The organism is Nocardioides sediminis (genome assembly GCF_003047295.1).
GTDB classification, from domain to species: Bacteria; Actinomycetota; Actinomycetes; order Propionibacteriales; family Nocardioidaceae; genus Nocardioides; species Nocardioides sediminis.
This window is the reverse complement of sequence record NZ_PZYZ01000001.1, coordinates 872359-895531: the sequence shown is the minus strand read 5'-3', so window position 1 is coordinate 895531 and position 23173 is coordinate 872359. Positions and strand designations below refer to the sequence as shown.

Genomic DNA, 23173 nt, shown 5'->3' with positions numbered 1-23173 from the left:
CGACCGAGCGGCTAGAGCCAGCTGGGGAGGCTGACGTCCGCGAGCGGACGGTCGCGCGCGGGCGCCCAGATCGTGCCGTCGCTCGTCGCCGTGGCGGCGAGCCCGGTCGCGGCGGCCAGCAGCACGAGGGTGGCCAGGAACCACGGCACCCCCCGGGCCGCGAGCGGGTGGCTCACCCGCTGCACCGGGCCGCGCAGGCGCGAGCTGCCCGGTCCCCACCACATGGCCAGGGCCAGGACGAGGCCGACGACGCCGAGGCTGGTGGTGAGCGAGAGGCCGGCCGCGAAGCACAGCAGCGCCCCCGCGGCCGCCAGGCCCAGGCTCCACGTCACCAGCAGCAGCACGCCCGGGACGGCGGCCACCGCGTGCCAGGGCGTCGCCAGCAGCAGCTGGGGGGCGTCGTACCACCTCGTGCCGCGGAGCTGGCGGCGCGCACCCGCGGCGCTGCCGGCCAGCGAGCCGCTGCGCAGCAGCCAGGTGACCACGACCAGCAACGCGATCGTGACGTACGGCGCGACCGCGACGCCGGCGCCGGCCACCGCCGCGCCCGCGACGACGAGCACCCCGCGGCGGAAGCGCTCGAGCCCTCCGGTCCGCGGTGGCGGCGGGTCCCAGGGCATCGCCTCGCCGTGGCCGGGGTCCCGGATGGTCTCGGTGGGGCCGGTCGCGCCGTCGTCGTGGAGGACGCGGGTCGAGCGGGGAGACGGCTCGGTCCACGGCTCCCGGCCGACCGCGGCGGGCGCGGTGAACGCCTCGTCCTCGCCCCGCCAGCGGTCGCCGCCCGCGGGCTCGACCCGCCGGTCGACGACCTCGGTGGTGTCGGCCGCCGGGGCCAGCGAGGCCACGGCCATCGGCATCGTGAAGGGCTCGGCCCGGTGGTCGGACCGGTGCTGGGACGGCTGCCCGGGCGTGGCCGGCAGCAGCCGGTCGAGCCATGCGCGCAGCTCGGGCAGCGAGGGGCGACGTGCCGGGTCCGGGTCGAGGGCCTCCTCGAGGGCGGGCCGGAGCACCGGGTCCAGGTCGGTCAGGTCGTGCTCGCCGCGGCGGACACGGTCCATCACCGCCACGGACGGCCCGCGTCCGAACGGCGGTCGACCGGTGCCGGCGAAGGCGACGGTGGCCGCCCACGAGTGCACGTCGGAGGCGGCGGTGGCGTCGTCGCCGTACAGGATCTCGGGGGCGAGGTATCCCGGCGTCCCGAGCAGCCACCCGGTGTGGGTGAGCTTGGGGTCGTCCGCCACCCGGGCCAGGCCGAAGTCGATCAGGATCGGCGTGCGCCCCTCCATCAGCACGTTGGACGGCTTGACGTCGCGGTGCAGCACCCCGACCTCGTGCACGGCCGCCAGCGCCTCGGCCAGGCAGCTGGCGGTCCAGACGAGGTCGGGTCCGGTGAGCGGGCCCTCCTCGTGCACGTGGTCGTGGAGCGAGAGCCCGGGGACGTAGCGGGTGGCCACGAAGGGGATGTCCCCCCACGGGTCGGCGTCGACGATCTCGGCGACGCGCCGGTTGCGGATGCGGCCGAGGCTGTTGACCTCACGCGCCAGCCGCCGGCGGGCCTCGTCGTCCCCGACGATGTGCGGGCGCAGCACCTTGAGCGCCACCCGCTCCCCACCCGGCTTGCGGGCGAGGTGCACGACGCCCATCCCGCCCTCGCCGAGTCGCGTCAACAGCTCGTAGCCGCCCACGCGCAGACCGGGCGGCGCCTGCTCGGGGCGGGATGTGGTCACGCAGGGAGATTACCCGTGGTTCCCGCGGGTGCGGAGCACCCCGGGCGGTCGGGGCGGGAGGTCACCCGGCCGGCGCGTCCCGGCCCGCTTCGACCTGCGCCCCGAAGCCGTGGGCGAGCTGGGAGGCGAGCAGCGCGTGACTGCCGGACCGGGTGAGGGGCGGCAGGGGACGCAACCCGTCACCGGGTCCCGGAGGACCGCCGGTGGGGAGGTCGGCGAGGCCCTCGTGGACCCAGGCCCGGTGGGTGACGCGGACCGGCTCGGCCGGACCCTCGGCACCGGCGGCGGGCAGGACGGTCGCGAGCGCCGCGGGCGGGAGCGCCTCGACCCGGCTCACCACCGCGGCGGGGTCGTCCGCCAGCAGCTCCTCACCGGCCCCGAGCAGCTCCTCCCACGTCATCACGCGTCGGTCGGGATACTGGCCGTCGAAGAGGACCACCTTGCGGACCGAGCGGATGTCGCCCCGCACGCGGCGCAGCTTGTCCACCTGCTCGACGTCCTCGGCCACCACCACCACGGCGCCCGCGTCGTGGACGACGCGGGCGAGGTCCTCCGGGGCGCTGTCCGGCGGGACGGCGACCGTCGCGGCGCCGGCGCACAGGCCGGCGAGGTGCGCCAGCACCCAGTCGACGCGGATCCGCGAGAGGACCGCGACGCGGTCGCCCGGCTCGACCCCGAGACCGACGAGGCCAGCCGCGAGGGGCTCGACGAGCGCGCGGACCTCGCTCCAGGTGACGTCCTGCCAGGCCTCGCGTCCGGGCGCTCCCACCAGGTGCCGGTAGGCGACGTCGTCGGGCTGGGCCTCACTCCGTTCCCAGAGCAGCCGGGCGAGCGTCGGCGAGACGTCGGCGGTCCCGCCCTCCCCCTGGTCCACGACGCCCCCTCACCGACCCTCGCGGGCGGCCAGGCCCGACTGGGCCTCCAGGACGGCGCGCAGCGTGGCGGCGTCGTACGCCCCCACGTGGCGCACGTCCCCGATGAAGAAGGTCGGCGTGCCCCGGACGCCGCTCGCCTCCGCGCTGGCCACGTGCCGCTCGACGCGGTGCTGGAGCTCCTCGTCGTCCAGGTCCCGCAGGAACTGCTCGACGTCCAGGCCCAGGACGCCGGCGTAGCCGGCGAGGTCCTCGAGCTCGAGCTCGTCCTGGTGGTCGAAGAGCATCGCGTGCATGTCCCAGAACCGTCCCTGTCGCCAGGCGGCCTCCGCGGCGTACGCCGCGAGCTCGGCGTGCGGGTGGACCGTCAGGGGGAAGTGTCGCACCACGTAGCGCAGCCGGTCGCCGAAGTGCGCCCGCAGCTCGTCGCCCACGCCGCTCACGCGCGCGCAGAAGGGGCACTCGTAGTCGAGGTACTCGACCAGGGTGAGCGGGGCGTCCACGTCGCCGAGCACGTGGTCCTCCGCGGGGTCGACCGGCACCGACAGCGTCCTCGGGAGAGCCGCGTCCCCCTCCCCCAGCACGCGCGCGGCGAAGGCGAACATCGCCCACCCGAGCAGGCTGGCCAGCACCGCCGAGAGCAGCACGCCCACGCGCGCCTGCTCCTGCAGCGCCTCGGACTCGAAGGCGAGCGACACGATCAGGAGGGAGACGGTGAACCCGATGCCGGACAGGGCGCCGCCGGCCAGGGTGTGGCCGGTGCCCACGCCCTGCGGCAGCCGGCCCCAGCCGAGCCGCACGCTCGACCACGCGCCGACGGCGATGCCGACCGTCTTGCCGAGGACCAGGCCGACGACGATGCCCCACGTGACCGAGGAGACGAGCGAGTCGGCCAGGACGCCCCCGCGCAGGTCCACGCCGGCGTTGGCCAGCGCGAAGACCGGCACCACCACGTGGCTGGTCGGGCCGTGCAGGGCCTCCTGCAGCCGCTCGTTGACCGAGATGGCCCGGGTGAGGGTACGGCGGGCGGCGCGCTGGACGTCCGGCATCGGCGACTGGCGGAAGGCCCGGAACCGGGTCGCCGCCTCCTCCACGTCGGCCCGCCGCGGGTCCAGCGCCGGGACCAGCAGGCCCGAGACCATGCCGGCGATGGAGGCGTGCAGCCCCGACTCGAGCGTCGCCACCCACAGCACGACCACCACGGCGACGTACGGCGCCGCCTGCCACACGCCGTACCGGTCCAGGCCCACGAGGACCGCCAGGCAGACGGCGGCCACCGCGAGCGGGCCCAGGTGCAGGTCGTCGGAGTAGACGACGCCGATGACGCTCACCGCGACGATGTCGTCGATCACGGTGAGGGTCAGCAGGAAGATCCGCAGCTGGGTCGACACCGCCGGCCCGACCAAGGCCATCACGCCCAGCAGGAACGCGGTGTCGGTGCCGATGACGGCGCCCCAGCCGCGGGCCTCCTCGCCGGAGGAGTTGAGCGCGAGGTAGAGCGCGGCCGGCACGAGCATCCCGGTGATCCCGGCGACGAGCGGGACGACGACCCGGGACCGGTCGGTCAGCTCGCCGATCGCGAACTCCTTGCGGACCTCGAGGCCGATGACGAAGAAGAAGACGACCATCAGGCCGTCGTTGATCCAGTGGTGGAGGTCCATCGAGATGTCCCCCGCGCCGGCGGCGACGGACACCGGGGTGGCCCACAACGCCTCGTAGGCGTCCGACCAGGGCGAGTTGGCCCACACCAGGGCCACGACGGAGGCGAGCACGAGCAGGCCGGCGGAGCCGGCCTCGGTGCTCATGAACTGGCGCAGCGACCGGGGCGCCTGCCCTACGAAGGCGTCCTGGCCCCGGCAGACGGTCTGGTCAGTCGCGGCGCCCACGGCGTCAGCAGACCTGGTGCATCCAGCCGAAGGTGTCGTCGGCGCGACCGAGCTGGATGTCCACGAGCGCCTGCCGGATCTGCATGGTCAGGTCCGTGGAGGCGGGGGCGGGCGCCTCGCCGCCCTCCCACTTCAGCGAGCCGACCGGGGTCACGACCGCCGCCGTGCCGCAGGCGAAGATCTCGACGATGTCGCCGCTGGCCACCCCGTCGCGCCACTCCTCGATCGAGAACCGGCGCTCCTCCACCTGGTGCCCGAGCTTGCCGGCGAGCTCGATGATCGAGGCACGGGTGATGCCCTCGAGGATCGTGCCGGTCGCCGGGGTGACGATGCGCCCGTCGCGGAACACGAAGTACATGTTCATCCCGCCCAGCTCCTCGACGTACTTCCCGTCCTGGGCGTCGAGGAACACGACCTGGTCGCACCCGTGGGCCGTCGCCTGCTGCTGGGCGACCAGCGAGCTGGCGTAGTTGCCGCCCGTCTTGGCCGCTCCCATGCCGCCGCGGCCCGCGCGCGTGTAGTCCTCGGTCAGCCACAGCGTGACCGGCTTGACGCCGCCCTTGAAGTAGGCGCCCGCCGGGGAAGCGATGACCATGAAGGTCACGTGCTCCGCGGGCCGCACGCCGAGGAACACCTCGGAGGCGAACATGAACGGCCGCAGGTAGAGGCTCTTCTCGCCGCCGTCGGGGTTGTCGGGCACCCAGCGCTGGTCGATGGTGACCAGGGCGTCGACGGCCGCCACGAAGTCCTCGGGGTCGAGGACCGGGAAGGCCAGCCGCTCGCTGGACCGCACCATCCGCTTGGCGTTCTCCTCGGGCCTGAAGGTCCACACCGTGCCGTCGGGGTGCCGGTAGGCCTTCATCCCCTCGAAGGTCTCCTGCGCGTAGTGCAGGACCGCGGTCGCGGGGTCCATGGTGAGGGGGCCGTACGGCGTGATGCGGGCGTCGTGCCACCCCTGCGCCGGCGTCCACTCGACCGTGAACATGTGGTCGGTGAAGTGCGTCCCGAAGCCGGGGTTGGCCAGGATCTCGGCCAGCCGGGCGTCGTCGACGGGGGCGGGGTTGGCGGTCGTGCGGATGTCCATGGCGTCAGGCTAGCCCCGGATCACAGGCGCGCGGCGATGGAGTCGCCGACCTCGCTGGTACGACGCGTGGTCCCGGGAGCGCGCTCGGCCAGGTCGGCGAGGACGGCGGCCTCCACGGCGGCCGCGGCCCCGGGGTGTCCGAGGTGGTCCAGGAGCAGCGACGTCGAGAGGATGGCCGCGGTGGGGTCGGCCTTCTGCTGCCCGGCGATGTCGGGGGCGGACCCGTGCACCGGCTCGAACATCGAGGGCGCCGTCCGGTCGGGGTTGATGTTGCCGGAGGCGGCCAGGCCGATACCGCCGGTGATGGCGGCGGCGAGGTCGGTGACGATGTCGCCGAAGAGGTTGTCGGTGACGATCACGTCGAAGCGGCTCGGGTTCACGGTCATGTGGATCATCGCGGCGTCGACGTGCATGTAGTCGGTCGTGACGTCCGGGAACTCGGTGGCGACCTGGTCGAAGATCCGCCACCACAGCGAGCCGGCGTGCACGAGCACGTTGGTCTTGTGGACCAGCGTGAGGTGCTTGCGGGGACGCCGCCGGGCGCGGGCGAAGGCGTCGCGGACGACGCGCTCCACGCCGTACGCCGTGTTGAGGCTGACCTCGGTGGCGACCTCGGCCGGGGTGCCGGTGCGCAGGGCGCCGCCGTTGCCGGTGTAGGGGCCCTCGGTGCCCTCGCGGACGACCACGAAGTCGACCTCGCCCGGGGCGGCGAGCGGGCTGGGTGTGCCCGGGAAGAGCCGCGAGGGACGCAGGTTGACGTAGTGGTCGAGCTCGAACCGCAGCCGCAGCAGGAGCCCGCGCTCGAGGATCCCGGGCGGCAGGTTCGGGTCGTTGGGCTTGCCGCCGACGGCACCGAGCAGGATCGCGTCGTGCTCCCGGATCTCGGCGAGCACGGCATCGGGGAGCACCTCGCCGGTGGCCAGGTAGTTCTCCGCACCCAGGGAGTAGTGGGTCTGCGCGAACTTGACCGGGACGTCGACCGCTTCGAGGACCTTGAGGGCCTCGGGGACCACCTCCTGGCCGATGCCGTCGCCGGGGATGACGGCGAGGGCCACGGTGCCGGTGGCAGGCTCGGGCGAGGGCGTGGGTGCGTCGGTGCTCATGCCGGCGAATCTAGTTGTCGTCGGGCAGGCGCCCGCCGTTGTCTCGCAGGTCAAGCGCGGCCTGGACGGCGGCCGCGGTGGCCTCCAGGCTGCGGGGGTTCTCGGGGTGGTGGCTGGCGGGTCCCCAGTCGGGGTACATCTCGTACATGGCTGTCCTTCGTGAAGTCGTCGTGTCGGTCGGGTCGGCCCGGACGCCCCGGGCGGGGCGCGTTCACTGACGACTCGTGGATCGCACGAGGAGGGTGACCAGCGGACTGCGGATCGCGCGAGATGGCGCTGGGGCGGTCCGCCGCGGGGCGTCAGGGCCTGGGATCTTGCTGGAAAAGATCCGAGGCCACTGCAACGCCGAACACCGCGGCGAGGTGGCCTCGGTCAGGCCTCGCCGCGGCAGTCGATGAGTACGAGCTGGAACCGCATGGTGCGACGAGCGTACGCCGCGGTCCGGCGTCGCGCACCGGGATTCTCAGAAGCGTTCACGATGCGAGACAGGCGTCTTGTCATGGAAGACTCGGCGACCTCATGAGTGCCCCACCCGAGCTTCCCGACATCGTGTCCCGCGCCTTCGACGTCTCCCGCAAGGCGGGCTACGTCTCGTTCTGCCGCAACGAGACCGGCCGCCTGCTGGCGACGCTCGCCGCCACCCGCGGCGGGACGCTCGCCGAGTTCGGCACCGGCTGCGGCGTCGGCACCGCCTGGCTGCGCAGCGGCGTGCGCAACGGCGCGCACATCCTCACCGCCGAGCGGGATCCCCGGCTGGCCACCGCGGCCGCCGAGATCTTCCACGACGACGACCACGTCGAGGTCCTCGAGGCCGACTGGTCGACGCTGCACGAGCGCGGGCCCTACTCGCTGATCTTCCTGGACTCCGGCGACCCCGACTCCGTGCGCGTGGACGCCGTGGTCGACCTGCTCGAGCCGGGCGGCATCGTGGTGCTCGACGACTTCACGCCCTGCGAGATGTGGCCGCCGATCGCCTACGGCCGGGTCGACACCCTCCGTGAGGAGTGGCTCACCGACGAGCGCTTCACCGCCGTCGAGGTGATGATCGCGCCCGACGCCTCAGCGCTGATCGCCACCCGGCGCTGACACCCGGGGCGACACCTCGACGGTGCACCACGGCAGCATGAGCTGTGCGAGCGGCCCGATCGCCAGCGCGTAGACCACGGTCCCGAGGCCCAGCGCGCCACCGAGCAGCAGGCCGATCACGACGACGGTGACCTCGAGCGCCGTACGCACCAGGCGCAGGGACAGCCCGGTCCGGCGCGCCAGGCCCGTCATCAGCCCGTCGCGCGGGCCGCGGCCGAGCTGGGACCCGATGTAGAGGGCGGTCGCCAGCCCGTTGAGCGCGAGCCCGCCGACCAGCAGCCCGACCCGCAGGACCACGGAGTCCGGCTCGGCCAGCACCGCCAGCGTGGCGTCGGCGGCCAGCCCCACCAGGACGGCGTTGGCCACCGTGCCGATGCCCGGCTTCTCGCGTAGCGGGATCCACAGCAGCAGCACCACGAAGCTGAGCAGCACGACCGCCTGGCCGATGGTCATCGGGACGTGGCGGATGAAGCCGGAGTGCAGCACGTCCCACGGCGCCAGGCCGAGCGCGCCGCGGACCATCATCGCCAGCGAGGCGCCGTAGAGCAGCAGGCCCACCAGCAGCTGCGGGAGCCGACGGCCGAGGCGCCCGGCGCGGAGCTGGGCGACGGGACCGAGGTCGAGGAGGGCGGGCCGGACGCGAGGGGTGGTCGTGGTGCTCACGGGCTCCAGTCTGGCCACGATTGGCCTTCTTCTCGATAGCCAATCGTGGGACAGTGGCCTGCATGACCCGCACCATCACGGCCGCCCGCGTGGCCAACCTCGTCGGCCCGTTGCGCACGGAGGACCGTCCGCTGTACGTCGCACTGGCGGAGCAGCTGCGCCTGCTGATCGGCGAGGGGCGCATCCCCGCGGCCACCCGGCTGCCCAGCGAGCGCGAGCTGACCGCCGCGCTCGGCGTGAGCCGGACGACCGTCACCCGTGCCTACGCCGAGCTCCGCGAGCGCGACTACGCCGCGTCGCGGCGGGGCTCCGGCACCGTCACCCGGCTACCGCTGCGCGCGGAGTCGGTGACCGACCGCGTGTTCGCGCCGTGGTCGCAGGACCCCGACGTCATCGACCTCAACTGCGCGGCACCCAGCGCCCCGGCCGGCGTCGCGGCGGCGTACGACTCGGCGGTGCGCGAGCTGCCCGCCTACCTCTCCAGCCACGGCTACTACCCCGCCGGGCTCCCCCGCCTGCAGGCGGCGATCGCCCGGCTGTACGACGAGCGGGGACTGCCCACGTCGCCCGAGCAGGTCATCGTGACCGCCGGCGCCCTCGGCGGCGCGGCGATCATCGCGCAGGCGCTCACCGCCCCCGGCGACCGCGTCGTGGTCGAGGACCCCGTCTACCCCAACGCCACCCAGGCGCTGGGCCACCGCAGCGCCCGCCTCGTGCCGGCGCCCGTCGACCCCGGCGGCTGGGACGTGCCCGCCACCGCGGCGATCGTCCGCCAGGCCGCGCCGCGTCTGGCCTACCTCGTGCCGGACTTCCAGAACCCGACGGGCAGCCTGATGCCCGACGCCCAGCGCGAGGAGTACGCCGCCGCGCTGCGACGAGCGCGCGTCGTGCCGGTCGTGGACGAGGCCCACCAGGCGCTCGCGCTCGACGGGCAGGAGATGCCGGCGCCGTTCGCGTCGTACCTCCCCGGCACGGTGACGATCGGCAGCGCGAGCAAGCAGTTCTGGGGCGGCCTGCGGCTGGGGTGGCTACGGGTGCCGGAGGCGATGGTGCCGCAGCTCCTGCACTCCCGGATGAGCCTCGACCTCGGCGCCCCGCTGGTCGAGCAGCTCGCGCTGCTGCACCTGCTCGAGCACCGGCACGAGGTGTGGGCGACCAACCGGGCGCGGCTGCGCGCGCAACGGGCTGCGCTGCTCGACCGGCTGGTGGAGCAGCTGCCCGAGTGGGAGTTCGTGCGCCCCGGCGGCGGGCTGGCGGTCTGGTGCCGGCTGCCGCTCCCCCGCGCCTCGGCGCTCGTCGCCGAGGCCGAGCGCCGCGGCGTCGTCGTCGCCGCGGGCCGTGTCTTCGCCGTCGAGGGCGGCCTCGAGCACCACGTGCGGATCCCGTGGACCCGTCCGGTGGACGACCTGGAGGCCGCGGTGGACCGGCTGCGGGAGGCGTGGGACGTCGTCGCGCACGGGCGCGCCCGCGACGGTGGGGCGGCGGACCGCCTCACCGTCGCCTGAGCGGGTAGTCAGTCCAGGTCGACGGCGCGCACCGAGACGGCGTCGATGGCCGCCTCGATCTCGGCCAGCGTCTCGGCGGGGATCGCGGAGTCCACCGACAGCGCCACCAGCGCCTCGCCGCCCTTGTCCTGGCGGGAGACCTGCATGCCGGCGATGTTGACCTGGGCGTCGCCGAGGATGCCGCCGACCGTGCCGACCATGCCGGGGCGGTCGGTGTAGGTGAAGAACGCCAGGTGGTCGGTCGGCTCGATGTCGATCTCGAAGCCGTTGACCTCGACGATCCGCTCCTTCTGGTTGATCCCGATGAGCGTGCCGCTCGCCGAGACCTGGTGCCCGTCCGCGAGGGTGCCCCGCAGGGTGATGAGGTTGCGGTGGTCGGGGCTCTCCGGGTCGGTGACGAGGCGGACGGCGGTGCCGCGCTCGGCCGCGAGGAGCGGCGCGTTCACGTAGGAGACCTGGTCCTCGACGATGTCGGAGAAGACACCCTTGAGGGCGGCCAGCTCGAGCACCTTGACGTCGAACTCGGTGATCTCGCCGCGGACCTCCACGTCGAGCTGCTGGGCCACCTCGCCGGCGAGCGCGGTGAACACCCGGCCGAGCTTCTCGGTGAGCGGGATGCCGGGACGCACGTCCTCGGCGATCACGCCGCCCTGGACGTTGACCGCGTCGGGCACCAGCTCGCCCGAGAGAGCAAGCCGCACCGACCGCGCGACGGCGATGCCGGCCTTCTCCTGGGCCTCGTCGGTCGAGGCGCCGAGGTGCGGGGTGGCGACGACATTCTCGAGCTCGAAGAGCGGCGAGTCGGTGCACGGCTCGGAGGCGAAGACGTCGAGCCCGGCGGCCGCGATCTGGCCGGTCTTCAGCGCGTCGTACAGCGCGGCCTCGTCGACGATGCCGCCGCGGGCGGCGTTGACGAGCACGAGCGAGGACTTGGCCTTCGCCAGCTGGTCGGCGCCGATGAGCCCGACGGTCTCGGGGGTCTTGGGGAGGTGGACGCTCATGAAGTCGGCCTCGGTCAGCAGCGTGTCGAGGTCGACGAGCCGGACGCCCATCTGCGCGGCGCGACCGGCCTGGACGTAGGGGTCGTAGGCGATGACCTTCATGCCGAACGCCGAGAGGCGCTGGGCGACCAGGACGCCGATCCGGCCGAGACCGACGATGCCGACGGTCTTCTCGTAGAGCTCGATGCCGGTGTACTTCGAGCGCTTCCACTCGCCGTTCTTGAGGGCGGCGTGCGCGGGGCTGACGTGGCGCGCGGCGGAGAGCATCAGGGCGACGGCGAGCTCGGCCGCCGAGACGATGTTGGAGGTCGGCGCGTTGACCACCATGACGCCGGCCTGGGTGGCCGCCTTGACGTCCACGTTGTCGAGGCCGACGCCGGCGCGGGCGACGACCTTGAGGTTGCGGGCGGCGGCGAGGGCCTCGGCGTCCACCTTGGTGGCCGAGCGCACCAGGATGGCGTCGACGTCGGCGATCGCCGGGATCAGCTCGGCACGGTCGGCACCGTTGCACTGGCGGACCTCGAAGTCCGGACCGAGCGCCTCGATGGTGGCGGGGCTGAGCTCTTCGGCGATGAGTACGACAGGCTTCGTCACAGCGGATCCTCACAGACGTGGGAACAATGGTCGAGGTGCACGACGCTGTGCGGCGTCCAATGTACAAGCCCGAGGGTCTGGTGTCCGATCGGGTCCACATCGCAAGGCGCAGCGGTTCATCCGTTCCGTACGGTCCGCCGGGGACGATCCGGTGCGAGGCTCGGGACGTCCGACGAGGCCGCGGACGGAGCCGATGAGGAGTGCGTGCCCATGACTGGACCCACCATGACGGGGATCGTCCCGCGCTGGGAGTCGAGGATCTTCGCCCGGTACGTCCCGCCCGCCGCGGCGGCGGTGCTCGACGCCACCGAACCGAGGTCGGTGGAGGAGACCGACGAGCTCTACCTGCTCGTGCCCGGCGCGGACAACGTCAAGGTCCGCGACGGCCTGATGGACGTCAAGGTCCTGCGGGAGACCGACGCCGCCGGCCTGCAGCGCTGGGAGCCGGTGCTCAAGGCCCCGTTCCCGCTCGACCGGGAGGCCGTCGGGACGGTCTTCGCCAGCCTGCGGCTCACCGCGCCGGCGGTCCCTCCGGAGGGCCTGACGCTGCACGAGGCGCTGGCGGCGGCGGAGGCCGCCGCGAGCCGGGGGCTGCGCGTCGTACGGGTGCACAAGCGCCGCGCCCGGTACACCGTGGCCGGGTGCGCGGCCGAGCGGTCCGACTTCGAGGCCGCCGGACGGCGTACGACGTCGGTCGCGGTCGAGTCCACCGACCCCCGGGAGGTCCTGGTCGCCCTCGCGACCCTCGGCCTGCGCAACCACCGCAACGTGGACGTGCTGGCGGGGCTGCGCATGCTCCTGGACGGCGTCCCGGAGCGCTACGCGGTCGTCGACGTCGGCACCAACTCGGTGAAGTTCCACGTCGCCGAGCTCGACACGGAGGGCCACGGCGGGTGGCGCACGGTCGTCGACCGGGCGGAGGTGACCCGGCTCGGCGAGGGCCTGCAGGCCACCGGCGTCATCGGCGCCGAGCCGCTCGACCGCACGGCCCGGGCGATCGCCGCGATGGCGGCGGAGGCCAGCCGCCTCGAGGTGCGGGCGATCGCCGCGGTCGGCACGGCGGGGACCAGGATGGCCGGCAACCGGGACGAGGTCGTCGCCGCGATCCGTGCACGGTCCGGGTTGTCGCTGGAGGTCATCTCCGGGGAGGACGAGGCCCGCCTGGCCTACCTGGCGGCGGCCAGGGGCGTCGGGCTCGGCGACGGGCTGGTGGTGGTCTTCGACACCGGTGGCGGCAGCTCGCAGTTCACCTTCGGCCACGGACCGGTGGTCGACGAGCGGTTCAGCGTGGACGTCGGGGCCGCGCGCTTCACCGAGAGGTTCGGGCTGGCGGAGGCCGTGTCGCCGGAGGTCGTCGCCGACGTCCGTGCGGCCGTCGCCGCGGACCTGGCGCGCCTCCACGGCCGTCCCCGACCGGACGCGGTGGTGGCCATGGGCGGTGCCGTGACCAACCTCGCGGCCGTCAGCCACGGTCTGGCGACCTACGACCCCGACGTCGTGCAGGGGACGCGGCTCGACGCGGCCGAGATCGACCGGCAGATCGAGCGCTACCGCGTCCTGGACGCGGCCGGCCGCCGGACGGTCGTCGGGCTGCAGCCGGCGCGGGCCGAGGTCATCCTCGCGGGCGCGTGCATCGTCCGGACCGTGCTGGACGAGCTCGGCTGCGACGCGGTCACGGTGAGCGACCGCGGGCTCCGCCACGGCGTGCTCGTGGAGCGCTTCGGGGTCGGGACCGAGGCGCCGAGCCACTGACCGTGACCACTGACCGGGGCCACCGACCGCCGGTCAGGGGGCCGCGAGCTCGCGGGAGAAGAACTCCAGGGCCGAGCGGGTCTTGGTCTGCTGCTCCGCCCCGAGGTCGACGCCGTGGGAGCCGAGGTAGGCCTTGCTCTCGGCGGCGGCGGTGAACGCGTCCGCGGGCGGGCACTTGGTCGAGAGCTCCAGGATCCGGCTGCCGTCGGGGTAGAACCACAGCTCGGCCACCATCCGTCGGGTGAAGTCGGTGGGGGTCCACTTGAGCTTGGCGACGGTGATCGGACCCAGCACGCTGAGGTCGTCGAGCCCGACCGCGCCGCTGTGGGCAGCGAAGAGTGCCCGCTGCTTCTTGCCGAAGAGCGTGCTGACCGGGCGGCGGCCCGCGATGACCTCCTTGACGTCGCCGCCGTCCACCTCGTCCTTCATCGTCCCCGAGCACACGAACCCGCCGGGCAGCGCGTCGACCTCCACCGAGAACCGGCGGTCGCTCCTGAGCTCGTCGGGGAGCGCCGCGGGGTCGACCGGCCGGAGCTTCACGACGGAGTCGCCGGGCTTGTTCTGGGTCCGCCGGGCCCGGACGACGACGCCCATCCGGTCCAGCTGCAGGTCCGGGGTGTCGAAGAAGACCACCTGCCGCAGCTGGGCGTCGAGGGGGTCCATACCGAGCGCGGCCACGGTGGACCGCCGGTCGGTGTCGGGAACGGTCAGCTTGAGCTCGACGCTGTCCGCTCCGCGGATCAGGGTCAGGAGCTCGGACAGCTGCTCGGGCGAGAGCGTGGGCATGGGAGTCGCGGCGTCCATCACCCCACGATGGCCCGCGTCGCGCGCCGGCGACTCACCCTCACCGGGTGAAGAGCCCCGGCGTACGACGCGGACCAGGGTCCGCCTGTGGCACGCTCGGCTCGTGGGCGTGCAGGACGACGCGGAGCGGCTGGAGCCGGCGAGCGCGCAGGAGTGGAGCGCCTGGCTGCGCGAGCACCACGGGCGGTCCCACGGCGTCTGGGTGGTCAGCCGGCGCCGGGCGGCCGACCGGGAGTTCACCTACGAGGAGTCGATCCTCGAGGCGCTCCGGTACGGCTGGGTGGACTCGACCCTCAAGCCCGTCGACGAGGACCGCTCCATGCTGTGGTTCGCGCCGCGCCGCAAGGGGAGCATCTGGACCCGCATCAACAAGGGCCGCGTCGCCCGCCTCGAGGAGGCGGGCCTCATGGAGCCCGCCGGGCGTGCCGCCGTGGCGGCGGCCAAGGCGTCGGGCATGTGGACCCTCATGGACGCCGTGGAGGATCTAGTCGTCCCCGACGACCTCGCCGCGGCCTTCGACCGCCACCCCGGCTCGCGGGAGCACTGGGCGTCCTTCTCCCCGTCCTCGCGGAAGCAGGCCCTCGCGTGGATCGTGCTGGCGAAGCGGCCGGAGACCCGGGCCGCCCGCGTCGAGACGGTGGCCGAGAGGGCGGCGCGCGGCGAGAAGGTGCAGTGACGGCTCAGACGGGGCAGCCGTCGGGACCGCACACGTCCCCGCCGGGACCCCCGGCGAGGACCTGGACGACCGGGTGGGCGTCGGCCCACGCACGCTCGAGGACCTGGGCGAAGGCCTCGGCCGGCTGCGCGCCGGAGACGCCGTACCGCTGGTCGACGACGAAGAACGGCACGCCGCTGGCGCCGTACGCCTGGGCCTGCTCCATGTCGGCCCAGACCTCGTCGGTGTACGCCGACCCGGCCAGCACCTCGTCGACCCGCGCGGCGTCGAGGCCGCACGCGACCGCGACCTCGCGCAGCACGGCGTGGTCGGCGACGTTGCGACCCCGTGCGAAGTAGGCGTCGAGCAGCGCCTCCTTGACCCGGCCCTGGAGGTCGCTGCCTCCCAGCTCGTGGGCGAGGTGGATGACGCGGTGCGCGTCGACCGTGTTGAGGTGCAGGGTGTCGCCGAGCCTGAACACCAGGCCCTCCTCGGCTGCGACCGCCTCGACCTGGTCCTGCATCTGCCGAGCGCCCTGGGGCGTCTGGCCGTACTTGCGGGCGAGCATCGTCGCGGTCGGCTCGGTCGGCTCGGTGGGCGCGCCGGGGTCGAGCTGGAAGGAGCGCCAGCGCACCTCCACCTCGTCGGCGTGCTCGAAGCCCGCGAGGGCCTTCTCCAGGCGGCGCTTGCCGATGTAGCACCAGGGGCACACGACGTCGGACCAGATCTCGATCAGCATGTCGGGCCCAACGCGGCGGAGCGGGTGGTTGTTCCGTCAACCACCCACTCGGGCGCCGGGGGCCGACGCGGTCTCCTCCTGCCGGCGCACCTTCCCCCGTCGAGCGAGGTAGGTCACCGCGAAGCCGAGCACGAGCGCGAGGAGCACGCCGAGGTTGGCGTAGGGCCAGGCTCCTTCCCAGTACGGCGCGACCGGGTCGTCGACGTAGGTGCCGAGGCCGAGCGGGCCGATGAGGAACCCCTGCCAGTTGTTCCACGCGGCGTCGGCGGCGAAGCTGTTGACGACGAGACCCCAGCCCAGCACCGACGCGCCGACGAAGGTGCCCAGCGACACCGCGTCGTACGCGCCGTAGCGTCCGCGGGCGTCGAAGAGGGCCTCATCGTCGTAGTCGCGGCGGCGCAGCGCGATGTCGGCGATCATGATCCCGGCCCAGGCGGCGAGCGGGACGCCCAGCGTGATCAGGAAGCTCTGGAACGGGCCCAGGAAGTCCTCGGCGAAGAACACGACCCAGATCGTGCCGAGGGTCAGGATGACGCCGTCGAGGAAGGCGGCCGCCGGACGCGGGATGCGCACCCCCAGGGACAGCAGCGTCAGGCCCGAGGAGTAGATGCCGAGCACCGCGCCGCTGACCAGGGCCAGGATCGCGGTGAGCAGGAACGGCACCAGGAACCACGTCGGGAGCAGCGTGCCGAGCGTGCCGATGGGGTCGGCCACGATGCCTGCCATCAGCTCCTCGGAGGAGCCGGCGAGCAGCAGCCCGAACGTCACGAGCAGGACCGGTGCGACCGCGCCCCCGAAGGTGTTCCACCCGACGATCGCCGCTCCCCTGGCGTCCCGGTGCTGGTAGCGCGACCAGTCGGCCGCGATGTTGATCCAGCCGAGGCCGAAGCCGGTCATCACCATGACGAGCGCGCCCACCATCTGCTGGGCGTCGCCGTCGGGGATGGCTCGCACGCCCGACCAGTCGATCTCGTCGAGGGTGAGGCCGACGTAGATGATCGTGGCGATGCCGGTGATCCACGTCAGCACCGACTGCATGCGCATGATCACGTGGTAGCCGGCGACGCTGGCCGAGACGATGAGGAGCGCCACCACGACCGTGGCCGCCACCTTGGTGCCCGTGCCCCCCGACCAGCCCAGCTGGTCGAAGATCGTGGCGGTGGCCAGCACGGCGAGGATGGCCAGGAAGGTCTCCCAGCCGATGGACACCAGCCACGAGACGACACCGGGGACCTTCTGGCCGTTGACCCCGAACGCCGCCCGGCTCAGGACCATGGTCGGCGCCGAGCCGCGCTTGCCCGCGATGGCGATGACGCCGCACAGGGCGAACGACACCACGATGCCCACGACCGTGACGACGGCCGCCTGGCGGAAGGAGATCCCGAAGCCCAGCACGAACGAGCCGTAGCTGATGCCGAACACCGACACGTTGGCGGCGAACCACGGCCAGAAGAGGTCGGAGGGGCGCGCCGTCCGGTCCGCCTCGTCGATGATCTCGATGCCGGTGGTCTCGACGCCGAGGCGGCGGGTCCGCTCCAGGGTGCTGTCGCTCATGTCCGCATGGTCGCGCACCCGGGCGCGGGGGGCCACCACCGCCCCGCCCCTGGGGGTCCCGCCCCCGTCACCTCGAGCGGTGCCGGTGGGCGGCGGCCTTGACCCGGTTCTGGCAGCGGGTGGAGCAGAACCGTCGGCCCCCGTTGCGCGAGGTGTCGGTGAAGACCCGGTCGCACGGGTCGGCGGCGCAGACCCCCAGTCGTCCGCCCCGGTCGCTGCCCAGCGCGAGCGCGAGCCCGGCCGCCAGGCCGGCGGCCCAGCCCCGGGCGACGCTCTCGTCGGGCCCGTGGAAGTGCAGGTCCCACCCGGTCTCGGTGTGGGTGAGCCGCGGCCGCGCGTCGGTGCGCTCGAGCAGGTCGTTGACCAGTGCCGCCGCCCGGTCGAGGTCACCGCCGTCCGCGGCCGCGTACACCGCACGGAGGTCGGCGGCGACGTCGCCGAGGGCTCGCGCCGTGGCCGGTGACACCGTCGGTCGGTAGTCCTCCCGCGAGATCGCCTCGCGGACCGCGTCCTGGAGGGCCCGCCCCGTCGGGACGTCGACCGCTTCGGTGCCGTCGTGCCCGGCGGTCGTCGCGTTGACGAGCGCCGCCCCGGCGTCGAGGAGGATCCTCACATGACTGTCGAACAACATTTGACCAGTCACCCCTGTCGTCGTACGGTCGGCGCGTGATGACTGACGATAACCCAGACACCAGTCACGATCCGCTGCCGCGGGCCGTGCGGGCCCTCGTCGCGGCGCGGACGGTCAACCGGCTCGGCGCGTTCGCGCTCCCCTTCACGGCCGCGATCCTCGTGGAGGACTTCGGCACCTCGGTGACGACCGCCGGGCTGGTCGTCGCATCCTTCGGCGTGGCCTCGATCCCGTCCCGGCTCGCGGGCGGCGTGCTGGCCGACCGGTGGGGCCGACGGCCCACCATGCTGCTCGGGCTGGTGGGCTGCGCGGTGGCCCTCCTCGCCTTCGCCGCCTCCCCCACCCTGCTGGCGGCCGCCGCCTCGGTCACCCTGCTGGGGCTGGTCTTCGAGCTCTACGAGCCACCGAGCCAGGCGATCATCGCCGATCTGTGCCCACCTGGGCAGCGACCGCGCGCCTACTCGCTGCTGGGGGCCGCGCTGGCCGTCGCCGGGGTCGCGGCCGGGCTGCTCGCCGCGGCCCTGGCCGCCCTCGACCTGCGATGGCTGCTGGTCGCCGACGCGGTGTCGTGCCTGGCCGCTGCGGTGGTGGTCGCCGTGGTCGTGCCGGCCGGAGGGACGTCCCGGGGTGCGGGGGCAGGGGTCGGCCGGCCGTGGCGGGACCGGCGGCTCGTGCTCATGTGGCTGGCCGGCACCGCGTTCGCGACGCTCTACATGCAGGCGATGGTCGGCCTCCCGCTCACGCTGCTCGCGCGCGGGCTGCCGGCCGGCGGGATGGGCTGGTTGCTGGCGGTGTCCGCGCTCGTCATGGTGCTGGCGCAGCGCCTCACCCGGGGTTGGTCCCCGACGCCCTTCCGGGCGATGGCGGTCGGGTACGTCCTGCTGGCGGCGGGGATGGGTGTCGCCGCCGTGGCCGACGCGATGCCGGCATTCGTGCTCGCGGTGGCCGTCTGGAGCGTAGGCGACCTGCTGCTCCTCGGGCACCCGTTCGCGGTGGTCGCCGGCCTGGCACCGGCGGGCGGGAGCGCGCGCTACCTCGCGGCGTACGGGACCTGCTGGGGCGTCGCGTCGGTGCTCGCCCCCGTGCTCGGGACGCGGCTCCTCGCGGTCGACCCCGCCTGGCTGTGGGGGTGCTCCGCGGGCCTGGCGCTGGTGCTGGCGGGCGTGCAGCCGCTGCTCGCACGGGCGATGGCTCGCAGCACGGTACCGGAGCCGCAGCCGGACGTCGTGCGCGCTTGAGCCGACGGCCCGCCGCCGTACGTCGTCGCGTGCGTCAGGCGCCGAGGCGGGCGACCTCGTCGGCCACCGGGGTGTCGCCCGAGACGAGGTTCCACTGGGCGCCGACGCCCGCGCCGGTGTCGATGACCTCGGCGAGCACGGCGGCGACGTCGCCCCGCGGCACCTCGGCCCGCTCGACCCGCTCCCCCAGCTCGACCCGACCGGTGGGCTCGTCGTCGGTGAGCCGGCCGGGCCGGATGATCGTCCAGTCCAGGCCGCTGTCGCGCAGGGCCGCGTCGGCGTCGCGCTTGGCCTCGACGTACGCCGCCCAGACCGGCTCGGTGTCGTCGGGCACCGGCTCGTCGACGTTGATCGCCGAGACCTGCACGAAGCGCGAGATCCCGGCGGCCCGGGCGCCGGCGATCGACTTGAGGGCGCCCTCGAGGTCCACGGTGCGCTTGCGCTCGATGTTGCCGTCCGGTCCCCCGCCGGCCGCGAACACCACGGCGTGCGCGCCCTCGAAGGCCGCCGCGAACGCGGCCTCGTCGGCCTGCTCGATGTCGAGCAGACGGACCTCGGCCCCGGCGGCCTCGAGGTCGGCCCGGTAGGACTCCGATCGCACCAGCGCGATCGGCGTGTGGCCCCGCTCCACGAGCAGGGGGTGCAGCTGGCGGGCGATCTGCCCGTTGCCTCCGACGACAGCGATACGACTCATGCCCCCACCGTGCCAGAGCGGTCAAGGCGGTCAAGGCGAGCCATGCGAGCGACGGGCCCCAGACGTCGCGTCCGGGGCCCGTCGCAGGCGGGGTGCCGTGGTCAGCGGGTGGCGGTGCCCTCGACGTAGTCGGAGTCGTGGGACTTGACCCAGGCCATCAGCTTGCGCAGCTCGCGGCCGGTCGACTCGATCGGGTGCTGCTCGCCCTTGGCGCGCAGCTCCTTGAACTCCGGCGCGCCGGCGTCCTGGTCGTCGATGAAACGCTTGGCGAACGCGCCGTTCTTGATGTCCTCGAGGACGGCCTGCATGTTCTCCTTGACCTGCGGGGTGATCACCCGCGGGCCGGACACGTAGTCGCCGTACTCGGCGGTGTCGGAGACCGACCAGCGCTGCTTGGCGATGCCGCCCTCGTACATCAGGTCGACGATGAGCTTGAGCTCGTGCAGGCACTCGAAGTAGGCGACCTCCGGCTGGTAGCCGGCCTCGATGAGGGTCTCGAAGCCGTACATCACCAGCTGGGAGGCGCCGCCGCACAGCACGGCCTGCTCGCCGAACAGGTCGGTCTCGGTCTCCTCGGCGAAGGTGGTCTTGATGCCGCCCGCGCGCAGGCCGCCGATGGCCTTGGCGTAGGACAGCGCGAGGTCCCAGGCCTTGCCGGACGCGTCCTCCTCGACCGCGACGAGCACGGGGACGCCGCGTCCGTCGACGTACTCGCGACGGACCAGGTGGCCGGGGCCCTTGGGGGCGACCATGAAGACGTCGACGCCCTCGGGCGGGGTGATGTAGCCGAAGCGGATGTTGAAGCCGTGGCCGAAGACGAGGGTGTCGCCGGGGGCCAGGTGCGGCTCGATGGACTCGGCGTACACGGTGCGCTGCACCTGGTCGGGGGTGAGGATGACGACGACGTCGGCCTCCTCGACCGCCTCGGCGACGTCGAGGACGCGCAGGCCCTCGGCCTCGGCCTTGGCGCGGCTCCTCGACTCCGGCGCGAGCCCGATCCGGACGTCGACGCCCGAGTCGCGCAGGCTCAGCGCGTGGGCGTGGCCCTGGCTGCCGTAACCGATGACGGCGACGTTCTTGCCCTGGATCAGGGACAGGTCGGCGTCGTCGTCGTAGAACATCTCAGCCACTGGTGGCTCACTTTCTGGTTGGGAACTGCTGGGAACGGATGTCAGGTTGCGGGTCGAGGTCGGCCTCAGCGGCCGGCGGTGCCGGCCGCGGGGGCCGGGACGGGAACCGGTCGCAGGCTGCGCTCGCTGATGGAGCGGGAGCCGCGGCCGATGGCGACCATGCCGGACTGGACGAGCTCACGGATCCCGAAGGGCTCGAGCACCCGGAGGAAGTCGGCGAGCTTGTCGGCGTTGCCGGTGACCTGGATGGTGATCGCGTCGGGCGCCACGTCGACGACCTTGGCGCGGAAGAGCTGCACCGCGTCGAGGACCGCGCCCCGGGTCGCGGCGTCGGCGCGCACCTTGACGAGGACGAGCTCGCGGTCGATCGCCGAGGCCTGGTCGAGCTCGACGATCTTGATGACCTCGACGAGCTTGTTCAGCTGCTTGGTGACCTGCTCGAGGGGCGACTCCTCGACGTTGACCACGATGGTCATCCGGGAGATCTCGGGGTGCTCGGTCGGCCCCACGGCGAGGCTGTCGATGTTGAAGCCGCGCCGGCTGAAGAGACCCGCGATCCGGGCCAGCACGCCGGGCTTGTTCTCGACCAGCACGGACAGGGTGTGCTTGGACATCAGAGGCCGTCCTCGTCGAACTCAGGCGCGAGGTCGCGCGCGTACTTGATCTCGTCGTTGCTGGTGCCGGCCGCGACCATCGGCCACACCATCGCGTCGCGGTGCACCCGGAAGTCGACCACGACGGGCTGGTCGTCGATCGACATGGCCTTCTCGATGGTGGCGTCGACCTGGTCGGGCGACTCGCAGGACAGCCCCACGCAGCCGTAGGCGTCGGCGAGCTTGACGAAGTCGGGGATCCGCTTGGAGTGGAGGTCGGTGTTGGAGTAGCGCTCGTTGTAGAACAGCGTCTGCCACTGGCGGACCATGCCCAGCGACTCGTTGTTGATGATCGCGACCTTGATCGGGATGTCGTTGATCGCGCAGGTGGCCAGCTCCTGGTTGGTCATCTGGAAGCAGCCGTCGCCGTCGATCGCCCACACGGTGGAGTCGGGCATGCCGACCTTGGCCCCCATCGCCGCCGGGACGGCGTAGCCCATGGTCCCCAGACCGCCCGAGTTGAGCCACGTGTTGGGCTTCTCGTAGCCGATGAAGTGCGCCGCCCACATCTGGTGCTGCCCGACGCCGGAGGTGTAGATGGCGTCCGGGCCGGCGATCGCGCCGAGCCGCTCGATGACGTACTGCGGGGCGAGGCCCGAGGCGGGGGTGTCGTAGCCCAGCGGGTAGCGCTTCTTGACCCCGGCCAGGAAGTCGACCCAGGCCTCGTAGTCGCCGGTGTGGCCGGCGTCGGCCTCGGTCGTCAGGAGCGCGAGCAGGTCGGCGATCACCTCGTGGCAGTCGCCGACGATCGGGACGTCCGCGTGCCGGTTCTTGCCGATCTCGGCCGGGTCGATGTCCGCGTGGATCACCTTGGCGCCGGGGGCGAACGAGTCGAGGTTGCCGGTGACCCGGTCGTCGAAGCGCGCGCCGAGGCTGATGATCAGGTCGCTCTTCTGCAGGCCCGCCACCGCGGCGACGGTGCCGTGCATGCCGGGCATGCCGAGGTGCTGGACGTGGCTGTCGGGGAACGCGCCCCGGGCCATCAGGGTCGTGACCACCGGCATGCCGGTCGCCTCGGCCAGCTTGAGGAGCGCCTGGGAGGCGCGGGCCCGGATGACCCCGCCGCCGACGTAGAGCACCGGGCGCCGGGCCTCGAGGATGAGCCGGACCGCCTCGCGGATCTGCTTGCTGTGCGGCCGGGTCACGGGACGGTAGCCGGGCAGCTGGAGCTCGGTGGGCCACGCGAAGGTGGTCTCGGCCTGCAGCGCCGACTTGGCCACGTCGACCAGGACCGGGCCGGGCCGGCCGGTCGAGGCGATGTGGAAGGCCTCGGCGACCGTGCGCGGGATGTCACGCGGGTCGGTCACCAGGAAGTTGTGCTTGGTGATCGGCATCGTGATGCCCCGGATGTCGGCCTCCTGGAAGGCGTCCGTGCCGATCATGCTGGCGCCGACCTGCCCGGTCACCGCCACCAGCGGCACCGAGTCCATGTGGGCGTCGGCGAGCGGCGTCACCAGGTTCGTCGCGCCCGGACCGGAGGTCGCCATGCAGACGCCCACCCGGCCGGTCGCCGCAGCGTACCCCTGGGCGGCGTGCCCGGCGCCCTGCTCGTGGCGGACCAGGATGTGGCGGATCCGCGTGGAGTCCATGAGGGGGTCGTACGCCGGCAGGATGGCGCCGCCCGGGATGCCGAAGATGTCGGTGGCGCCGGCGCTCTCGAGCGACCTCACCAGGCTCTGAGCGCCCGTCATGCCCTCGGGCGTCGCCTTCCCGGTCGTCGGGACGCCCCTGATGCCCGTCTCACTCATGATGCTTCCTCGTCGTCGTCGTGATCGTCGTCATCACGATCCTCGGCCAACAAA

21 protein-coding genes are annotated in these 23173 nt (G+C 73.3%); 5 read left to right on the top strand and 16 right to left on the bottom strand.

The features are described from left to right. Nucleotides 1-11 precede the first annotated feature (11 nt). The 6 genes from DAI17_RS04285 to DAI17_RS20870 all read right to left on the bottom strand — a co-directional run bounded on the left by DAI17_RS04285 (nt 12) and on the right by DAI17_RS20870 (nt 6820). The gene (locus tag DAI17_RS04285) at nt 12-1727 is read right to left on the bottom strand and encodes a serine/threonine-protein kinase (RefSeq protein ID WP_159081350.1); all 1716 of its coding nucleotides are present in this window, start codon (nt 1725-1727) and stop codon (nt 12-14) included. 61 nt (nt 1728-1788) lie between these two features. After that, complete coding sequence (locus DAI17_RS04280) at nt 1789-2601, bottom strand: AMP-binding protein (protein WP_107771586.1); 813 nt, start codon at nt 2599-2601, stop codon at nt 1789-1791. A 9-nt stretch (nt 2602-2610) separates the two neighbouring features. After that, nucleotides 2611-4485, bottom strand: a complete 1875-nt coding sequence (gene nhaA / locus DAI17_RS04275; protein ID WP_234412183.1) for a Na+/H+ antiporter NhaA — start codon at nt 4483-4485, stop codon at nt 2611-2613. A 4-nt stretch (nt 4486-4489) separates the two neighbouring features. Beyond that, complete coding sequence (locus DAI17_RS04270) at nt 4490-5569, bottom strand: branched-chain amino acid aminotransferase (RefSeq protein WP_107771585.1); 1080 nt, start codon at nt 5567-5569, stop codon at nt 4490-4492. A 20-nt stretch (nt 5570-5589) separates the two neighbouring features. After that, nucleotides 5590-6672: a 3-isopropylmalate dehydrogenase gene (locus DAI17_RS04265; RefSeq protein WP_107771584.1), complete on the bottom strand. Its 1083-nt coding sequence runs from the start codon at nt 6670-6672 to the stop codon at nt 5590-5592. Between the two features lie 10 nt (nt 6673-6682). Next, nucleotides 6683-6820: a hypothetical protein gene (locus tag DAI17_RS20870; RefSeq protein ID WP_159081349.1), complete on the bottom strand. Its 138-nt coding sequence runs from the start codon at nt 6818-6820 to the stop codon at nt 6683-6685. A 371-nt stretch (nt 6821-7191) separates the two neighbouring features. Between DAI17_RS20870 and DAI17_RS04260 the strand changes: the two genes are divergently transcribed. Continuing rightward, nucleotides 7192-7758: an O-methyltransferase gene (locus DAI17_RS04260; RefSeq protein ID WP_107771583.1), complete on the top strand. Its 567-nt coding sequence runs from the start codon at nt 7192-7194 to the stop codon at nt 7756-7758. On the opposite strand, the gene yczE is transcribed toward DAI17_RS04260, so the two are convergent. After that, nucleotides 7732-8421, bottom strand: coding sequence for a membrane protein YczE (gene yczE / locus DAI17_RS04255; protein ID WP_107771582.1), 690 nt, complete (start codon nt 8419-8421; stop codon nt 7732-7734). The two genes, DAI17_RS04260 and yczE, sit on opposite strands and share 27 nt — an antisense overlap. Before the next feature lie 62 nt (nt 8422-8483). On the opposite strand from yczE, the gene yczR reads away from it, so the two are divergent. Further along, on the top strand, nt 8484-9926 hold the full coding sequence (yczR, locus tag DAI17_RS04250; protein ID WP_107771782.1) for a MocR-like transcription factor YczR: 1443 nt from the start codon (nt 8484-8486) through the stop codon (nt 9924-9926). A gap of 8 nt (nt 9927-9934) precedes the next feature. Here yczR and serA read toward each other — a convergent pair whose 3' ends face one another. Then, on the bottom strand, nt 9935-11521 hold the full coding sequence (gene serA, locus DAI17_RS04245; protein WP_107771581.1) for a phosphoglycerate dehydrogenase: 1587 nt from the start codon (nt 11519-11521) through the stop codon (nt 9935-9937). Between the two features lie 210 nt (nt 11522-11731). Here serA and DAI17_RS04240 point away from each other — a divergent pair, with 210 nt between their 5' ends. After that, the gene (locus DAI17_RS04240) at nt 11732-13273 is read left to right on the top strand and encodes a Ppx/GppA phosphatase family protein (RefSeq protein WP_234412181.1); all 1542 of its coding nucleotides are present in this window, start codon (nt 11732-11734) and stop codon (nt 13271-13273) included. A 33-nt stretch (nt 13274-13306) separates the two neighbouring features. Here the strand turns inward: DAI17_RS04240 and DAI17_RS04235 are convergent, their stop codons facing one another. Then, entirely contained in the window at nt 13307-14077 is a 771-nt protein-coding gene (locus DAI17_RS04235) for a CYTH domain-containing protein (protein WP_159081348.1), read from the bottom strand. A 103-nt stretch (nt 14078-14180) separates the two neighbouring features. Here DAI17_RS04235 and DAI17_RS04230 point away from each other — a divergent pair, with 103 nt between their 5' ends. Next, a complete protein-coding gene (locus DAI17_RS04230) occupies nt 14181-14753 on the top strand; it encodes a YdeI/OmpD-associated family protein (protein WP_199904924.1) in 573 nt (190 codons plus the stop codon). 4 nt (nt 14754-14757) lie between these two features. Here the strand turns inward: DAI17_RS04230 and DAI17_RS04225 are convergent, their stop codons facing one another. The 3 genes from DAI17_RS04225 to DAI17_RS04215 all read right to left on the bottom strand — a co-directional run bounded on the left by DAI17_RS04225 (nt 14758) and on the right by DAI17_RS04215 (nt 17638). Further along, the gene (locus DAI17_RS04225; RefSeq protein WP_107771578.1) at nt 14758-15471 is read right to left on the bottom strand and encodes a DsbA family oxidoreductase; all 714 of its coding nucleotides are present in this window, start codon (nt 15469-15471) and stop codon (nt 14758-14760) included. 36 nt (nt 15472-15507) lie between these two features. Beyond that, complete coding sequence (locus tag DAI17_RS04220) at nt 15508-17025, bottom strand: purine-cytosine permease family protein (RefSeq protein ID WP_107771780.1); 1518 nt, start codon at nt 17023-17025, stop codon at nt 15508-15510. A 67-nt stretch (nt 17026-17092) separates the two neighbouring features. After that, entirely contained in the window at nt 17093-17638 is a 546-nt protein-coding gene (locus DAI17_RS04215; RefSeq protein ID WP_234412179.1) for a CGNR zinc finger domain-containing protein, read from the bottom strand. A 56-nt stretch (nt 17639-17694) separates the two neighbouring features. Between DAI17_RS04215 and DAI17_RS04210 the strand changes: the two genes are divergently transcribed. Next, a complete protein-coding gene (locus DAI17_RS04210) occupies nt 17695-18894 on the top strand; it encodes an MFS transporter (protein ID WP_107771576.1) in 1200 nt (399 codons plus the stop codon). Between the two features lie 34 nt (nt 18895-18928). Here DAI17_RS04210 and DAI17_RS04205 read toward each other — a convergent pair whose 3' ends face one another. The 4 genes from DAI17_RS04205 to DAI17_RS04190 all read right to left on the bottom strand — a co-directional run bounded on the left by DAI17_RS04205 (nt 18929) and on the right by DAI17_RS04190 (nt 23119). Continuing rightward, a complete protein-coding gene (locus tag DAI17_RS04205; protein ID WP_107771575.1) occupies nt 18929-19588 on the bottom strand; it encodes an SDR family oxidoreductase in 660 nt (219 codons plus the stop codon). Between the two features lie 101 nt (nt 19589-19689). Further along, nucleotides 19690-20718 (bottom strand): ketol-acid reductoisomerase, encoded by a 1029-nt coding sequence (ilvC, locus tag DAI17_RS04200; protein WP_107771574.1) that lies wholly within the window; start codon nt 20716-20718, stop codon nt 19690-19692. Between the two features lie 65 nt (nt 20719-20783). Continuing rightward, the gene (ilvN, locus tag DAI17_RS04195; RefSeq protein WP_107771573.1) at nt 20784-21332 is read right to left on the bottom strand and encodes an acetolactate synthase small subunit; all 549 of its coding nucleotides are present in this window, start codon (nt 21330-21332) and stop codon (nt 20784-20786) included. Next, the gene (locus tag DAI17_RS04190; RefSeq protein ID WP_107771572.1) at nt 21332-23119 is read right to left on the bottom strand and encodes an acetolactate synthase large subunit; all 1788 of its coding nucleotides are present in this window, start codon (nt 23117-23119) and stop codon (nt 21332-21334) included. Before DAI17_RS04190 ends, ilvN begins: the two co-directional genes overlap by 1 nt. Nucleotides 23120-23173: the final 54 nt, after the last annotated feature.

Coding starts and splice junctions, on each gene's coding strand:
- DAI17_RS04270 (WP_107771585.1), bottom strand. CDS start 5,569: ATGGACATCCGCACGACCGCCAACCCCGCCCCCGTCGACGACGCCCGG.
- DAI17_RS04265 (WP_107771584.1), bottom strand. CDS start 6,672: ATGAGCACCGACGCACCCACGCCCTCGCCCGAGCCTGCCACCGGCACC.
- DAI17_RS20870 (WP_159081349.1), bottom strand. CDS start 6,820: ATGTACGAGATGTACCCCGACTGGGGACCCGCCAGCCACCACCCCGAG.
- DAI17_RS04260 (WP_107771583.1), top strand. CDS start 7,192: ATGAGTGCCCCACCCGAGCTTCCCGACATCGTGTCCCGCGCCTTCGAC.
- yczR (WP_107771782.1), top strand. CDS start 8,484: ATGACCCGCACCATCACGGCCGCCCGCGTGGCCAACCTCGTCGGCCCG.
- DAI17_RS04240 (WP_234412181.1), top strand. CDS start 11,732: ATGACTGGACCCACCATGACGGGGATCGTCCCGCGCTGGGAGTCGAGG.
- DAI17_RS04235 (WP_159081348.1), bottom strand. CDS start 14,077: ATGGACGCCGCGACTCCCATGCCCACGCTCTCGCCCGAGCAGCTGTCC.
- DAI17_RS04225 (WP_107771578.1), bottom strand. CDS start 15,471: ATGCTGATCGAGATCTGGTCCGACGTCGTGTGCCCCTGGTGCTACATC.
- DAI17_RS04220 (WP_107771780.1), bottom strand. CDS start 17,025: ATGAGCGACAGCACCCTGGAGCGGACCCGCCGCCTCGGCGTCGAGACC.
- DAI17_RS04210 (WP_107771576.1), top strand. CDS start 17,695: ATGACTGACGATAACCCAGACACCAGTCACGATCCGCTGCCGCGGGCC.
- DAI17_RS04205 (WP_107771575.1), bottom strand. CDS start 19,588: ATGAGTCGTATCGCTGTCGTCGGAGGCAACGGGCAGATCGCCCGCCAG.
- ilvN (WP_107771573.1), bottom strand. CDS start 21,332: ATGTCCAAGCACACCCTGTCCGTGCTGGTCGAGAACAAGCCCGGCGTG.
- DAI17_RS04190 (WP_107771572.1), bottom strand. CDS start 23,119: ATGAGTGAGACGGGCATCAGGGGCGTCCCGACGACCGGGAAGGCGACG.